We start from the raw sequence: 16,524 nt of genomic DNA, 5'->3' as shown, positions 1-16,524 counted from the left end.
ACCGCACTGCGAGGCAACTCACCCGTCAGCCGCGTACCCAACCTGGCAGGTCAGTACAGCTAGCCAGACCAGGTCGCCGAGTCGTGCCAATGTGCTACTCCGTCATGGCGTGGAGGTACATATGGCGGAATCGTGTACTCGACGCCATACTCGTTTGACGAGATAAAGTCTCGGAAGTACTTTTCCGTCTTTGAACATACGACGGCAAATGGAAAGAAGGCGATCGCATACTCGGTTAACGACGTCGATGTTGCCGACCGTTGTGACCTTGCGTGGGGCGCCAGCTTTGGGACGGTCTGGCTGACTATTAATCGCCGGAGGCCGACGGACCCGCCGGATAATTGCAGATTTTTGAAGGAATGGGCGGAACTTGTGCGCAGTTCCGCCCCGAGGTGACTGCCGGTTCGCGATTGTTAAGCCGCTTTCGTCGGGGAAGATTTTAGAATGGCAGTACCGGATACTGGCCGAACACTTCCGCAGTTCACAGCCGCTCGCCGCGCTCATCCAAATGCCGCACGGCTGGGCGTGGGGGGAATCTTCGCCTAGAGCGGGACGCGACAGCCGTTGCTGCACGTGTATCCGCCCGGCATGTGCTGGGCCGATGACCAGGTCATTCGGCTGATCGACGTCGAGATCGCCTACTGGACGCCAAGCCTGATCGGTGATGAGAATCGTGTTCTGACGTTGGCGGCTGCGGCGGATTGAAGCGGTCCGTCACGAGCTTCGGGGTGGGGGAACCAGATGGCTGCGGGACCGGTTGTGCCGCTCGATGATTCGTCGATCTATGCCAGTGGCCTGTACGTACTCATCTCGGATCGCTGGTTCTCGGCCGAGCAAGGTGGTCGTTGGCCGCGGGATGTCGTTGCTGGTGTGCGTGCAGGCGAGGTTGTTCCGGACGGGTTCGTCAAAGCGCAGGATCGTCGAAAGTACGTTGCCACCAAATCATTCACGACCGCAGACCTCGCGGCGTTGTGCTGGGTGGAGGCGCGCTGTACGTGGAAGAACCGCGCATGGTCCATCACCAAGATCGACGACACGACTCGTCTGGTGACCCTGCAGATTGCGACCACCGTACGTGGGTACCCGCAGCACGACCAGCGTCCCGAGCCTGCCGACTTCTGGTCCTGGCCGGGGGTGGAGTACCGCGACAGAGATCAGATCACGGTCACCGTTCGACCCGACGAGATGGCGAACGTAATGCTCCTGGTGACGCCGTTCGAGGTTCCCTTGCCGGTCGCGCCGCTGCTGGACGACGACATTCAGGTGTGGCCGCGTTCGGCCCCGGCATCACCGTGGTTACCCCGGACCGAGGCGCTGCGGTTGGTACGCGAGTCGCTGGTCGGGCAGGAGACGGGTTCCTACCCGGTGGAGTCGATCCGGGCGAACCGGCTGCGAGACGGTTGGCGCGTGTGGGCGCCGCCGCCACCGCCGGCAGATCCACTGGACATGCGGGTGGGGTGGGCCGTTTGGTACGTGGCCGACGACGGTGTGATGTGGCGGTCGTCGACATCGACCGAGTTCGACGCGGCATCGATACGAATGACTCGTGAACTGAGCGAACGATTGCAGCTGGTCCTGCGGTGAAGATGATCGTAACGGCAGGCAGGCGACGATCTACTCGGGTGGGACGTGATGCCCTGTGACCATTGGGTTTCCGAGCGAGCTTGCTTGGGTAGGTTTCATCATCGGTGTGGAATGGCCAGAGGGCGACGAGGATTCGCTGCGCCGCATCGGCGCGGCATGGGACGACGCGGCGAGCGCCGTCGAGAGTCTTCGCCCCGCGTTGGTGGCCGCAGCGGGTGTGGTGCGCCAGAACATGTCTGGCGCCACGAATGACGCACTGACCGCGGCGTTCAACGAGTTACTCGATGGCGAGCAGTCTCCGGACAAGATCGCCGCGGCCGCCCGTCACGCGGCGAACATGTCGAACTCCACCGCCACCGACGTGGAATACACGAAGATCTCGTTCTACGTGATGATGGCCGTCACCGCGGCGCAGATCGCCTGGGCATTGGCGATGGCCCCCGCAACAGCGGGTGCGTCGATGGCAACGGCGGTCGCCGCCGAAGAGCTCGGCAAACTTGCTGCCCGGTTAGGCCTGCAGCAGCTGGTGGAACGGATCGCCGCGGTCGTCGGCAACGGGCTGGTCCTTGGTGCCGTCAAGGGAGCGATGACGAATGCCGCGATTGCGTCGATGCAGAGCGCAGGAATTCAGGCTTATCAGATCGCGGCCGGTGGCCGGAAAGGCTTCGATTCCGAGCGATTCCTCAAAGATGTGTCGACACAGGCGGTCGGAGGTGCCGCCGGCGGCGCGGCCGGGCAAGTCGTCGAATCCGGGGTTTCCAAGGCGCTCGGACGGTCCGTGGACGACCTCGGTGCCGGCAAGCGCGTCGGTGTCAGCATGGCAGCGGGAGCGGTCAACGGCGGTACCAGCGCGACGGCCTCCGGCGTCTACGCGAATCAGAAGTACGGCGACCCTTTCAATCCGAAGACGATTCTCGGGGGAATGGCCGCCGGTGCAGCGAGTTCCGGATCAGGTCGCCGAGGCGCGAGCACCCGCGACGACGCTGCCCCCGCGACCGGCCGAGCAGGGGATGCCGACCACTCGAGCACATCGGAAACCGGTGGTGCGGGACCGACCCAGTCCCCGCCGTCACCATCTGACGATGCCAGCGTCCGCAGCGCGACACCATCGTCGGCCACTTCCGCCGATTCGCCAGGTGGGCCGCAGGTTGGCCAACAGTCCTCGGCGGCATCGGTGTCTCCGTCGACAGAGGGCGGATCGGGTCCGATGGACGCGCCGACCTCCGCGACTGACGCGCCAACAACCTCCCCGGGCGGCGGCGAGGAACCTCCGGCCGCGGGAGATCGGTCGCTCGCCGAGTACCCGACACCATCGAGTTCCACCGAACAGGGCCGAAGCGACTCGTCGTCACCGGGGGAGAGTTCTGATTCCGCTGACACAACGCAAGATTCACCAGAGCGCGCGCAGGATGCAGGATCTGCAGCGTCGGGTGAGCAATCACATTCACTCGACGCGGATCCGGTGGATAGTGGGTCGGTCCAACCCTCGTCGGACTCGACGAATGCTCCTGGCGACCACAATGATTCGGGAGCGATAACCGAGCCGGCTGCGGAACCCGAGCAGTCGCCATCGACCACGCCCAGGGGTGAACCGTCGACGTCGACACCGGACCGCAATGCGGACAGTGACGCGCGGTCGCCCGAAACACACTCCGACGACGTGGATTCGGGCAACGGGCGTGGTGCCGCCCCGCAGGTCGAGGACACGTACACGGCCGTCGCCGGTGAAGGATCGAACTCGACGGCTTCAGAAGAGCTGGAGTCGGCGAAGGCCGATGCACACGAAGGTGATTCGAGCATTGCCGACCGAGCACCAGCGGCAAGTGTGCCGGTGACCGAACCAGATTCCGGCAGGGGGTCGGAATCGCCCCAACCCGATGCCACCACCGATGAGCGGTCGACGGCGGGAGCAGAGGGTTCGTCGACCGACCAGGCGGCCACCGTGCCCGGCGCGGACACCGCTGACGAGACGGCAGGCGAGCCGACGGCAACGAGCGGCGAGAGAGCAGACGCCGAAACTCCCAGTACGGCCGCTGATTCGCCGACGACCGAAAACGGTGAAGGCACCGAGGCTGCCGACGGTTCCGACCTGCCGGGTCAGTCCGGCGAATCCACCGACACCGCCGATACCGCCGACCCTTCCGACCTTCTGGACGAATCTGGCGAAGGTGCCGACGGGGTTGACACCACCGACTGGCCGGGTGAGTCTGGTGAAGCCACCGACACCACGGACCCTTCCGACCCGACGAAGTCGGAGTCAGCTGACGGCCTCCCTGATCACGACGAATCCGAAAGCAGTGGCGATTCACCCGATCCAGAATCAGACGCGCCGTCCGAGGGCAGCTCCGGAGATGATTCTGATGACGAGACCTCCGGTACTGATTCGGACGAGTCGGTGCCCCCGGCCACCCCCGACGACAGTCCCCCGGCGCCGGACACGAATCCACCACCTCAGCCATCCGCCGCGCAGTCGGATCCGGATGCCCCGGAACCAGATCACCCCGGTTCGCCACATCCTGAGCCCAGCGAACCCGAGCCGCGACCCGACGAGTCGCCGGCACCTGACGCATCGGCAGAAGCCGGTGTGCCGTCAGCGCAGGACAGTGCCGGAGGCCCTGTGGCCGAAGCGCCCGGTTCCGACGACCCGGGTTCATTCGAGGCGCCGACCGTATCGGAACCGGGTCCCGCAGCCCACGACCCTGGTGCGACGGTGCCCCAATCGGCGGGTCAATCGACTCAGGCGTCGGTCACGGCCGCAACGACGCCCATGTCGGCAGGTCAACCGATCACGGTGACGCCCGCCGCGACGGCACCCTTGTCGACCGCACAGGTGTCGATGGGAGGCGGACTGACGGTGGATGCCCCAGCGGCGGCGCCTCCACATGCCGTGACACCCGGGGCGACCACAGCGCCTCCGGCGCAGGCCCACATCTCGCCGCCGCCCCACGCTATGCGACCTGATTCACTTGGGGGAGATGGCGGTTCCTCGACGCAACGGACACCCGATGTGGATTCGCGCTCGACGCCCAGAGCGGACGGCGGTATGCGCAACGATGCACCACATCGAGCGGAACCGGCAGTCCGTCATGATGCTCCGGGTCGAGCAGACCCGGCGTTACGGCGGCCGGTGGGGCCTGAATCAGGTTCCCGGATAGGTGATTCGACGGATGCGCAACCGATTCTGGAGCGGCCTGTCCCGACACCGCCGCCCACACCACCGACTGTGGACATTCCGAAGGTGCCCGAACTCCATCCGCATGACGGGCCGCCTGATCCCCTGGCCCCCCGCGACGCGCCCGCGGAGGAGTTGCCACCGCCGAGAGGCGGCGATACGCCGCCGAAGCCAGACAGCCCGGAGACACCTCCCGGTTCCGACGAGGGCACCGGCCGCCACGGCAGCGATGAACACGTCACCGATCCTGAACCGCGCGACACGCAAGACACCGACGAGCCAGGGGGTAGGCCGGATTCCTTGCCGGGGCATGCTGTGGGGAACCTGTCGGAGAGTCTTGGCCGTGGGCTCGAGGTCGATGGGGCCGATGGTCCGTCGCTCGACGTCCCTGACGACCAGGCACTCTTGGGTGGCGACGCCGCGACCAACGCCGACGCAACAGGTCTACTCCTGCTCAATCATCACGCGGCGTGGTCGGACGGTTCGCAGATCGGTCGAGAGACCACGCAGACGCGGGCTCGACTCGATGCGGCGCGCGACGCACGAATCCGGGCAGTCCGCGACGCGAACGGCGCGGATCCGGTGCACGAGGAGCTCACCGAAGATGCCGCGGCCGAGTTCTCCGCCGATCATCCTGACGGTCGCGGACTGGATCAACCGACACACATCGCAAACGGCCCGATCTTCATCGGGGCGCCGACTCCGCCGGCAGTACCGCCTCACCACACTGTCGAGGACCGAGCGAACACGAGTGGGTCCGATGCGATCGCAGTGTTCGACGAGCACTACGCATGGGAGCGACTCTCGAGCCCCGACGACACGTCCGGGCTCGATGGAATGACCGTTCGCGAGCTTCAGGAGGCTGCAGGCGGCGAGTTCCGGAGCACCTGCGCTGTATCGTTGCGTGAAAGTCTCACGTTGTTGGGCGATCGGTCTGGTGCGCTACTGGTGCTTGCGACTGAGGGCGGCGCAGATGTGAAGGCGGTGCTGAACCGCAATGGTGCCCTCGTCGCGGTCTCCGGGCCGTCAGGCGAGCGCGTTGAGCGATCCCTGCCGGGTGCGTTCGATCAGCGGGCCTGGGCGATCACGTTCGGACCGGATGGGAGCCCCACCGACAGCTGAGGGTCGCCCCGGGGCTCGCATAGCACTCGCTGCGATTGTCCGGCGCCGTGTTGTCGGCGGCCACCAGGAATGGCTGCGACGTGCATAGACGGTGCGGGTCGAAGTCATCTGGATGGACCACCCGGGGTGGTCTCATGCGTTCGTAAGCCCGTTTCATCGGTACTCTGTCCAAGCGAGAACGTCGGCCTCCGATGACGCCGGCTCTGAGGGGCAAGCACCGCGTGGATCAGATTGATCAGGGGGTACGTATGGCCGCGGAAGTACTCGCGCCATCGTCTGGTGTGCCGCCTGCTAACCGACCCTGCATTATGTCAAGTTCTTCTGGCCTGAATGCCGCGACTTGCGGTCGGCGACCAACCCGCCGGGCCAGGGCGTTGGGGTTTCGAAGAGCGGCAGTTGGCAGAGTTGTCAGGGCGGTGTGCTGATGACGGCTGGCCCGCTAGTGCCGTTGGATGGTTCGACGCTCTACGCCAACGGCTTGTATGTGCTGTATGAGGGCCGCTGGTTCTGGGCGGAGATGGGGCGCTCATGGCCGAAAGACGTTGTCGTGGGAGTCCGCAACGGTGAAGCGATTCCAGAAGGGTTCGCTGAGACACCAAATCATTTTAAGTTCATCGCAACCCGAACGGTTGATGCTGGCGAGCTGTCGGCCGTGTGCAGCGTAAACACGTATTGCACCTGGAAGAACCGGGTGTGGAACATTGCGAAGATCGATGAGACAAGGCGAGTCGCAACGCTGACAATCGCCACGTCGTTGAAGGGAGGGTATCCGGAATCGGAGCCCTGGCCGCAGTCGGTGCAGTTCCGGGGCATGCCCGGAATCAACTACATCGATCGTGAACAGTTCGCCGCTGAGGTTCGTCCGGCCGAGATGGCACGGGTGATGTACTTGGTGAACCCGTTTGATGTTCCACCACCGATCCATTCACGCGTCGAGGAAAGACTCCAAGTGTGGGTGGATTCGGTGGATTCGTCTCCGTGGTTGCCTGCTGAGGATGCGTTGGCCCTGGTGCGTGAGCGTGTTGCCGGTGAGGATGCGGGTTCGTATCCGGTGGAGCGGTTGCAGGCGGATCGGTTGCGCGATGGCTGGCGTGTGTGGGCGGTGCCGCCGGCGTCGGATGATCCGTTGGATGTTCGTATGGGGTGGGCCATTTGGTATGTCGCTGATGATGGGGTGGTGTGGCGGTCATCGAACTCGACGGAGTTTCGTAAGGCTGAGTTGGAGCTGACGAATCAGCTGTTCAAACGACTCCACGCTTCGCGTCGTGTGGGTGCGGAGGAGGTGCGCTGATGGTCGCTGGGCCGGTTGTGCCGTTGGATGGTTCGATGCTCTACGCCGATGGCTTGTATGTGCTGTATAAGGGGCAGTGGTTCTGGGCTGACACGGGTAGGCCGTGGCCGGAGAGAGTTGTTGTGGGTGTACGTGCAGGGGAACCGATTCCGTCGGGATTTACCGAGACGCCCAGCAACTTCAAGTTTATCGCGACGCGCGAGGTGGAGACTGCAGAACTTTCGGCATTGTGCGCAGTCGAGACTTTTTGTACGTGGAAGAACCGCGTTTGGGCCATTGCCAAGATTGACGCGTCGACCCGGGTGGCCACACTGACGATCGCACAATACTTGCGAGGAGGGTATCCCGAATTCGAGCCGCGCCCACGGCTGCCTGAGTTTCGGCGAATGCCTGGTATCAACTATCGCGACGATGACTGGATCTCTGCGCAGGTGCGGCCGGCCGAGATGGCGCGGGTGATGCTTCTGGTTACCCCGTTTGAGGTTCCTCCGCCTGCCAAGCCGATATTAGATGGCGAAGTACAGGTGTGGGTGGATTCGGTGGATTCGTCTCCGTGGTTGCCTGGTGAGGATGCGTTGGCGTTGGTGCGTGAGCGTGTTGCCGGTGAGGATGCGGGTTCGTATCCGGTGGAGCGGTTGCAGGCGGATCGGTTGCGTGATGGGTGGCGGGTGTGGGCTGTGCCTCCGGTGTCTGATGATCCGTTGGATGTTCGTGTGGGGCGGGTTGTTTGGTATGTGGCTGATGATGGGGTGGTGTGGCGGTCGTCGAACTCGACGGAGTTTCGTAAGGCTGAGTTGGAGTTGACGAATCAGCTGCACAAGCGATTGCACGGTACCCGGCAGATGGCCGACGTCGGTGGTTTGACACCTAACGAGGGAGCGCGGTGATGGTTGCGGGACCTACGGTGCCACTAGATAGTTCGACGCTGTACGCCAATGGCCTGTACGGGCTGTTCGACGGCCGGTGGTACTGGGCAGATATGGGTCACCCGTGGCCTGAGAAAGTCATACTAGGTGTCCGTGCCGGCGAAGATGTTCCGGAGGGTTTCACGGAGACGCCAGAGAGTTTCAAGTTTATCGCGACCCGGGTAGTTGATTCGGATGCTCTCTCTGCGCTCTGTACTGTCGGGACCTACTGCACCTGGAAGAACCGTGTCTGGAAGATCGCCAAGATTGACGATACAAGAAGGGTTGCCACCCTTCATATTTCGCTGATGATCGAGCGTGGTTATCCGGAGAGTGAGCCGTGTCCCCAGCCGGAAGAGTTTTTTCGGATGCCGGGAATCAATTACATGGACCGAGAGTGGATCGCTGCGGAAGTGCGCCCGTCTGAGATGGCGCGGGTGATGTTGCTGGTCACGCCTTTTGATGTTCCCCCGCCGGTGCGGTCGCGGTTGGATGACCAGATCCGAGTGTGGGTTGATTCGGTGGATTCGTCTCCGTGGTTGCCTGGTGAGGATGCGTTGGCGTTGGTGCGGGAGCGCGTTGCCGGCGAGGATATGGGCTCATATCCGGTGGATCGGTTGCAGGCGGATCGGTTGCGTGATGGGTGGCGGGTGTGGGCTGTGCCTCCGGTGTCTGATGATCCGTTGGATGTTCGTATGGGGTGGGCCATTTGGTATGTGGCTGACGATGGGGTGGTGTGGCGGTCGTCGAATTCGACGGAGTTTCGTAAGGCTGAGTTGGAGCTGACGAATCAGCTGTTCAAGCGGCTGCACGCAACGCGGCAGGGCTGACGATGGGTTGGGGGCAGACGACCGGTACTGACGCGTGGGGAAGTGATCGACCGTGACTATCGGTTTCCCCAGTGAGCTGGCATGGCTCGGTGTCATCATCGGTATGGAATGGCCTGAGGGCGACGAAGATTCGCTTCGGCGGATCGCCACCGCCTGGAATGATGCTGCCTCCAGCATCGAAGACCTGGCGCCCGAACTGCAAGCCGCAGCACAATCTGTCCAACTGAACCTGGACGGCACCACTGCCGATGCACTCTCGGAGGTGTTCCAGCAACTTCTGAACGGCGATCTATCGCCCGAGAAGATGGCCGAGGCTGCCACGGCCGCTGCCGATATGTCCGATGCCAGCGCCACCAATATCGAGTACACGAAGATCTCTTTCTATGTGACGCTAGCGCTGACGGCGGCGCAAATCGCCTGGGCTATCGCTATGGCGGTGCCAACGCTCGGTGCGTCACTCGCAGAGATCGGCATTGCGGAACTCATCGCGCAAGTGGCAGTTCGGGAAGGTCTTCGGCTGCTGATCCAGAAGATCACGTCCGAGGTGAGCAAGCGAGTTCTTCTCAGGGCAGTGCAGGCGGCGGTCACCAATGCAGCGCTCGCCGGCCTCCAAGATGCTGCAATCCAGGGCTATCAGATCGCAGCCGGAGGACGTAAAGAGTTCGATTCCGGACAGTTTTCCAAGACTCTGGTGACCTCGGCGATCGGCGGCGCAGCCGGGGGTTTGGCTGGAGGGTTGGCAGAAAAGGGCATCGGCAAACTGGCCGGCCGTCAGATCGATGACATCGCCGGCCAGGGGACCAGATGGGCTTCTCGGTCTGTGGTCGGAGCGACAGACGGCGTCGTAAATGCCGCTGGCGCAGGAGCAGCAGGCTCACTCATCTACGGTGACAAGTTCGATCCCAAAACTCTTGTCGGAGGCGGACTTTCCGGCGGTCTGACGGCCGGCCCGGGCAAGCGGCCAGACGCAGGTGATGGGCCGAGCTCAGGGGACGGAAACCAGCCGTCCCCGAACGGTGACGGCTCGACGGACGCGGCAGACACCAACCCCGACGCCGCAGGGGAATCCGCGGCGTCACCCGAGGGGCAGCCAACCCCTGCGCCCGCGCCGGATGCAAACGGGGGAGCAAGTCCCTCCGATGGATCCGGAGATCCAAATAGCGGTACTCAAGCAGGACAACATGATTCGGAGGCGCCCTCGTCGTCGCCCGAGGCTCCCTCGGAGGCGCCGGTGGCGGACTCTCCGCAATCCGAACAGGCGCCCGCCAACAATTCCTCGGAGACATCGCCCCAGCCTGCCCAGACGCCGGAAGCATCGCCGCCGCAAACTCCGGACTCGACACCGGCGCCTACCTCCGATGTCTCGACGACCGAGGCTGGTCCCGAACCGTCGACGTCGGACACTGCGCCCACCACCGACTCGAGACCGGAGGGAGGGCAGCAGCACCCGAACGACGGAGGGCAGAACCGCGGTGATGTGCCGTCTGATGAGACACCGTCACCGGCGGGGTCAGATGACGCCTCGTCCGCCCCATCCGCTACACCCGACGGGCAGCCCCGGAACGAACCGGGTGCCACCACACCGCAATCCGCCGGGCAGACCACATCCCCAGGCGCCACGACGCCACAATCGGCAGGGCAGGCGGCCGCGTCCCCGGCAACGCAAAGTACACCAAACACTTCCGCTCCGAGCGCGACCCACTCTCCGGTAAACGCCGACACGTCACCCTCTAATGCGTCTGGCACACAACAGCATGCCACCTCGAGCCCTGACAGCCGTGCCACGGACTCGGGGCCGGGCAAGAACCAGACGGCCGCTGATCGCCCGTCGCCCCGAACTGATGGTGGCGCGCGGCCGGATGGGGCGCAGCACCGGCCCGACGCCACTTCTCCTCGGACCGAGACTGCGGCGAGGAGGCCCGCTGGATTCGAATCGTCCTCCAGGCCGGTCGAACACTCGCCAGGGCGTCCGGCACCTGAACGCGCACCAGGGCATTCAGATCGGGCCGCCGCTGAACATTCGTCGCCCAAGGCGCCTGAAGAAGCGAGCGCGCCCCATCGACCGGCAAGTGTCGAAGACGAGTCCGTTGGGCCGTCCCATCGGACGCCTCAGGAGACGGACTCGGCGAGTGACAACGCGACCGACACGTCTCGTCGTGACCAGTCGGACGGTCCCACTCGCCCAGACGAATCGACCGGCAAGAACGAGTCTGACTCCCCCAAGGGCGACGACGTCGACAGCGGTGTTGAAAGGTCATCCACGGATCACTCGAGCGACGGTGAAAAATCGGACTCGGCTGTGCCGGTCCATGACAGGGCGGAGCCGACCGGAGACCGGGCGGATTCTTCGGCGGCCTCACGTCGTATCGACGATCGATCGGATGAAAATGACAAAGTGTCCGGACTCGGCGACGAATCGGCGCTTCTTCTGACGTATCCAGACGGTGCGCGCACAGCTTCTGCGGGTTTCCGCGACAACGTGACTCAGACTCGAGCTCGGTTGGATGCAGAACGTGCTGCTCGCGGCACGCACGATGGCGCAAATGACCACGGAAAATCTCAGGCCTATGAGAATACTGGAGACGCAGGTGATGGCGGGTCTCCACCGAACGGACCAGATTCGACAGGGAGCGGGGGGAAGTCGCCGCGGCCCGATGTGCCGGCGCTGCTGGAAGAAGCGGCGTCCCGAAACGGATTTCAGCCATTAGAGGTTCGAGATCTTCTTCATCGCATTGCGGAGACTGGCGCAGGACGTGACCATCTCGAGCGCATGGGCGATGCTGAGATCGATGTCTTGATGGGGATGCGGGACGCGGTGCCACCGCCTACCCTTGCGACTGACCCGGTCCGCAAGGTCGTCAGCGGCCCCCAACTTGACGCGATTGTGAATCAGGTTCGACACGGAACCCCATTTACCCCGCCGTTCTCGCCGGGAAGCGTCGGCGGGTGTGTATCAGTTGTCTCCGATGTATCGGCGGTCATGCGATCGTCGGGCCAGATTGTCGAAGGACTCCGACTGGACTACCACGAAAGTCCGTTTACCAGACCTGATGCAGGCGACCATGTCTTCGTAATCGACGGACTGTTGGATCCAGAGACAAGCGAACTGAACACTCTCGATCAACATTTGATCGACGAACATAATCGGCGTTCGGGCCCCCCGATGGTGGTGGATCCGTTGTCCAGCTCGCTTCAATGGGGCGATCCACCGCACACTGGGGTAGGGTTCCCCGGCAGTGAGCGAGTCCTGACTCCCGAGTATCAAGCCGCCGGTGGGTCCAGGTTTGTCGACGGTGCCGAGTTCAAACGGGTGAACGCTGACGGTACTTCTGAAACTGTTGCGCGACTCGAGAATGGGGAATGGACCGCAGTATCGCCTGACCCGAATCTCGATTCGGGTGGGTTGGGCGCTCAATCGCAATCTCACGACACTTCATCGTCAGACAGTGGACTGCCCTCAGTGCATGAGAGGGATGCAGATCCGAGCGAGCCACTCGGAGATGCTGACTTGGGTGAACCTGATATCCAATCCTCTACGCGAGCTACGGACTACACGGACGATCCGGCCAACAACTGCGGTTCGGATTCCCTTTCGGCACTTGGTGATCACTTCGGTCGCCCGATCGATTCGATGGACGGGGAGCCCTCGGGTCCGGAGGGAATGAGCGGTCGGGACCTGGAAGCGCGGGGCGGCGGCGAGCTGCGTCCGACCGACCCGTCTGCCCTTCGGGAGCGCCTTCTCGAGCTCGGCGACGGTTCTGCGGCAGTTGTGGTGTCCGAGCACTCGCCGATCTCGACGTCGCCGGACGGACAACCGAGACCGGTTGGTGCACACGCGTACACGGCGATCAACAGGGACGGTGAGGTCGTGCTCGTCGACGGTCCGCCGCACGCGCGGACCGAGATGCCGCTGCCCGACGATTTCGGGCATCGTTCGTGGGCGATGTCGTTCGACCCGGACGGAAACCCGGTACACCCGATCAACCACGATCCGGCGACCCTTGGTCGAGATCGTCTGCCGGGCGAACGAGGACCTGATTCGCGCATCGGGGCGCGCTCCCGCGACGACGCTTCTGAGTCGGATGGTCAAGGTCCGCCCGACGGCTCGCGGCCCCGTGACGATGGTGAACCGCCAGGTCAGAAGTCGAAACCTGAAGAACCCGATACGCATTCGGTGCCGTTCAACCTCCTCGATGAGCATGACGCGACTCGTCCGGCCGCCGTCGACGACGCTTCGACGACCGGTCGGCCGGAGCCAGAGCAGGATTCGACGCAGCGGCCCGGCGCCGATGACCGAGCCGCCGACGATTCGACCGGACAACCGAGTCGCGACGAGGCCGAGACGGATTCGAACGACGCCGGTGAACCGGTGCCCGGCGGGGACCGCAACGGCCCCGACAACACCGGCGAGTACAAGCATCCGGTCGACAAAGCGGCTGAACGGACCGCGCAGGCCCGTGCGGAACTGGAGGAAGCGCAGCGTAGCGGAGATCCCAAGCGCGAGGAACAAGCCCAGCAGAACCTGGATCGCGCCGAACGGATCGAAGAACAAACGCGGAACGTCAACGATCCCGGCTACCGCGATAAGAACTACTACGAGTATCGAGAGTCCACCGGTGACTGGCGGGTTCGGTCCGGGCGCGACGATCCCGATGCGCCACGCATGTGGCGTGACGATCACGGAAACTTCTACCTCGACTCCGACATGCCCTATGTGCGGTCGCACTACATCGAGGGGAGTCGCGAACCCTTCGCCGCCACAGACGCTGAACGTGAAGCGGCACAACCGATGATCGACCAGCGCGATCAGACCATCGAGGATCGCAACGAGGCGGAGGCGGCGCGCAACGACCCGGAGAACGACGACGCGGGCATCGGCGCCGATTACCCGGCGCTGCACAACGAGGTCGGCCGTCTCGGTGAGTTCCTCGGCGACGTGGCTGCCGATCACGCGATGGTCAACAAGTACGGTGGCGACGGATCGACCGTCGAACGTCTGAACCCGGACGGCAGTTGGGAACCGGTGACGTCGGAGAGCGTGTTGTCGCGACTCGCGAACGATGTCGACGGCTTCACGCCGCAGGGCTCCGGTTCGTTCGACGCGGTGTACCGGATCACGTCGCCGGACGGGGACGTCACGGTGGAGATCGTGGAGGCCAAGGCGCCGGGAGGCAGCCTCTCGTCGCGAGTCGAGGACGGCGTGCGGTATGAGCAGGGCACTCGCGGCTACATGGACCCGATGTTGCGCAGGGACAAGTCGATCACCCCTGACGTCGATGCGGTGATCCAGGATGCCGACGAGATCCTCTACTCGTCCGTCTACGCGGTCGTGGACCAGAATGGTTTCGGTGGTTCGATCCGACGGGAATTCGATCTTGGTTGAGGAGTGGTAGTCGATGACGTACGTGGAAGCGACGCCGGGTCTGGCTTCGGACCAGCTGGAACATTGGCGTGACGAATACACCCGGATCCTGCCCAAGCAGGGCAGACGCCTGGCCAAGGGCTGGATCCGCGACGCCACCAGCGACACCACGCTGACGTCGTTGTTCGGGACCGCGTCCTCGGCGGCCGCCTATGCGGCGGCACTGGGTGATCCGTCGGCCCGGGGGCTCGCACTCCTCGCTCGCGAAGCGGGAAAGTATGCGGTGCGCGAGGCGCTGCTGCCCGACGGCGAGCAATTACAGGTCGAGATCGGTGGGGCATCGGGAGTGGTCAAGCGTCCGCGGCACACCCGGATGCTGTGGGCGGACAGCTGGCTCGACCTGTGGTGGCTGTGCTGGATCACCGGAGACCGCGAGGGCATCGACGTCGCGATGTCGGTGCCTGCAGACGGGGTGCGTGTCTTCACGTCGGTGTCCGGTGAACACGAGACGCCGTGGATGGATGGAATGCGCGCCTTGGCGAGCGGAGACAAGGAGCGGGCCGTCGAGTTGTTGGAGACGGCGTATGAGCGCACCGGCGACGTCTGGGTGGCCACGATCGAAGAGGCCGACAGCCGCTCTTACACGTCGTCGGTCAGCCGGTCTCTCGTGGAGTTGACTCTCGCTCTGGCCACTGCGGACGCAAGTGTGTTCAACGCCCGACTTGTGGCGGCGTTGCAGGCGCAGAGCGCATTTCTGGCGGCCAATCCGAAATGGGCGAAGGGGATGGCGGCCCACTCGTTCGCATTTCCGGCGTTGGTGTCCTGGGCCGTCCAGACCGGGATTTCCGTCGACGTGCAGTCCCCGTATCTCCAGGAGATCCTGCTGGAACCTGGATGGGCGCAACATACTTCGATACCCGATCTGGACACCTGGCGGTCCTGACGTGGTCGACGCCGTCGAACTCGCCGACGCGATGCGTGAGGTCGCCGAACGTCTCACGCCGCGGTGGCAGGCCATCGTTGCGGTGGCACTGTTCTCCGATGGGTTCGCCGACGTCGCACTCTACGACTACGAAAAGGGGACGGGCCGGTTCGTCGGCGCGCAGTTCTACGGGGAGGACCTTGTGTCGGGATTGCTCGCGGCCAGAAACCGGCATGTGGCCGCCACCGGCGCATGCACAGCCGTGGTGGCGACCGTCTTTCGTACCGAGCACCTCCCACGCGTGTGGTGTGGGTCCGCGGGGCCGGACGCGGCACCGCTGCGCGAGGTGTTCGACGACCACACCGCATTGGCGCGGTTGGTGCAGCCGCTCGGGTTGTGAGCCATCATGCACACGAAGACCGATGAAGGAGGCCCGCAGTGACATCGGTGGTGGAGCGCCATCAGATCCCCGACCGGGACGTGATCGCCCAGGATTTCGCCCGGTTGGATGCGAGCATCCCCGATCTGCTCGAACGGCTGAGGTCCGAGGAGAAACCGGAGAGCCCGGGCGGCCCCACACCCCTCGGCCGTCTGTGGGGAACATGTGTGGCCGCCGTGGAGGATCTTTCGCTGGTGGATCCGACGAGCCGTCGGATACGGGAATTGGCTGCGATGGCACGCCAATCGGGTGTCGGACTCTTCTGGGCTTCGGAGGGGCCGACATCCTGGCCTCCGGTACGAGTTCCGATCGGGCCGGTGGACTATCAGATTCCGGCCACCGGTCGATCGTCGGAGACGACACCTCAGGTGTGGGAAACGGTGATGTGGCAGCAGGAGATCTGCCGCATGGGTAACGCCCCCAAGATGCTGATCGCCGACGACGAGTTCACCGTCGACGGCACCCCGGACCCGTACGTGTTCGCATGGGTGGAGGCGATGCGCGCGGTATGGTCGCGTGCATCGCATGCCATCTCGGCGGTGACCACCGCCATCGAGCTGTCGAAACCCGAGAACGCTCCCAACACCGACTCGCAGTACCTGGACCGCATCGTGTACCCGAAGATGCGCACGTTCTACTACGCGATTCAGGGGCTTGACGACAAGTTCAACGAGTCGTTGCGGGGTGCGCTTGAGCAGCATCGGCGCTACTACGAAGCTCCGCAACGAGCGGGTGTACGTGCCGGCCTCATCTCCTGGCCGCTCCTCGGCATCGCTTGCATGGCAATGACATTCGGTAACGACGTGCGGGTGACCTCGGACTACCTGCCCGAGCAGTTGCTGTACCCGACGGACTGGGCCGATTCGTTGGGCTGGTAGGTCGACGAATTCGTCTGAG

At 64.1% G+C, this 16,524-nt stretch carries 9 protein-coding genes; all 9 read left to right on the top strand.

What is annotated here, in order from left to right:
* Window positions 1-741 precede the first annotated feature (741 nt).
* Window positions 742-1,584 carry a hypothetical protein gene (locus AAFP35_RS17505; protein WP_419222906.1) on the top strand — a complete coding sequence of 281 codons (843 nt, stop codon included), beginning with the start codon at window positions 742-744 and terminating at the stop codon, window positions 1,582-1,584.
* A gap of 106 nt (window positions 1,585-1,690) precedes the next feature.
* A complete protein-coding gene (locus tag AAFP35_RS17500) occupies window positions 1,691-5,878 on the top strand; it encodes a hypothetical protein (RefSeq protein WP_419222905.1) in 4,188 nt (1,395 codons plus the stop codon).
* A 424-nt stretch (window positions 5,879-6,302) separates the two neighbouring features.
* Complete coding sequence (locus tag AAFP35_RS17495) at window positions 6,303-7,169, top strand: hypothetical protein (RefSeq protein ID WP_419222904.1); 867 nt, start codon at window positions 6,303-6,305, stop codon at window positions 7,167-7,169.
* Window positions 7,169-8,056: a hypothetical protein gene (locus tag AAFP35_RS17490; protein WP_419222903.1), complete on the top strand. Its 888-nt coding sequence runs from the start codon at window positions 7,169-7,171 to the stop codon at window positions 8,054-8,056. The genes AAFP35_RS17495 and AAFP35_RS17490 overlap by 1 nt, the downstream gene beginning before the upstream one ends.
* Window positions 8,056-8,904 carry a hypothetical protein gene (locus tag AAFP35_RS17485; protein WP_419222902.1) on the top strand — a complete coding sequence of 283 codons (849 nt, stop codon included), beginning with the start codon at window positions 8,056-8,058 and terminating at the stop codon, window positions 8,902-8,904. The genes AAFP35_RS17490 and AAFP35_RS17485 overlap by 1 nt, the downstream gene beginning before the upstream one ends.
* A gap of 52 nt (window positions 8,905-8,956) precedes the next feature.
* Window positions 8,957-14,287: a hypothetical protein gene (locus tag AAFP35_RS17480; RefSeq protein WP_419222901.1), complete on the top strand. Its 5,331-nt coding sequence runs from the start codon at window positions 8,957-8,959 to the stop codon at window positions 14,285-14,287.
* 13 nt (window positions 14,288-14,300) lie between these two features.
* Entirely contained in the window at window positions 14,301-15,209 is a 909-nt protein-coding gene (locus AAFP35_RS17475) for an immunity 49 family protein (RefSeq protein ID WP_419222900.1), read from the top strand.
* A 1-nt stretch (window position 15,210) separates the two neighbouring features.
* A complete protein-coding gene (locus AAFP35_RS17470) occupies window positions 15,211-15,588 on the top strand; it encodes a hypothetical protein (protein WP_419222899.1) in 378 nt (125 codons plus the stop codon).
* Window positions 15,589-15,626: 38 nt separating this feature from the next.
* The gene (locus AAFP35_RS17465; RefSeq protein WP_419222898.1) at window positions 15,627-16,505 is read left to right on the top strand and encodes an immunity 49 family protein; all 879 of its coding nucleotides are present in this window, start codon (window positions 15,627-15,629) and stop codon (window positions 16,503-16,505) included.
* The last annotated feature ends 19 nt before the right edge of the window (window positions 16,506-16,524 follow it).

The sequence above is a fragment of the Gordonia sp. CPCC 206044 genome, from assembly GCF_048537895.1.
Classification (GTDB): domain Bacteria; phylum Actinomycetota; class Actinomycetes; order Mycobacteriales; family Mycobacteriaceae; genus Gordonia.
The sequence above is the reverse complement of the archived record's forward strand: the minus strand, read 5'-3'. Positions and strand labels throughout refer to the sequence as shown.

Excerpts from the sequence above, each read along its gene's own strand:
- AAFP35_RS17490 (WP_419222903.1), top strand. The coding sequence starts at position 7,169 with ATGGTCGCTGGGCCGGTTGTGCCGTTGGATGGTTCGATGCTCTACGCC.
- AAFP35_RS17485 (WP_419222902.1), top strand. The coding sequence starts at position 8,056 with ATGGTTGCGGGACCTACGGTGCCACTAGATAGTTCGACGCTGTACGCC.
- AAFP35_RS17475 (WP_419222900.1), top strand. The coding sequence starts at position 14,301 with ATGACGTACGTGGAAGCGACGCCGGGTCTGGCTTCGGACCAGCTGGAA.
- AAFP35_RS17495 (WP_419222904.1), top strand. The coding sequence starts at position 6,303 with ATGACGGCTGGCCCGCTAGTGCCGTTGGATGGTTCGACGCTCTACGCC.
- AAFP35_RS17505 (WP_419222906.1), top strand. The coding sequence starts at position 742 with ATGGCTGCGGGACCGGTTGTGCCGCTCGATGATTCGTCGATCTATGCC.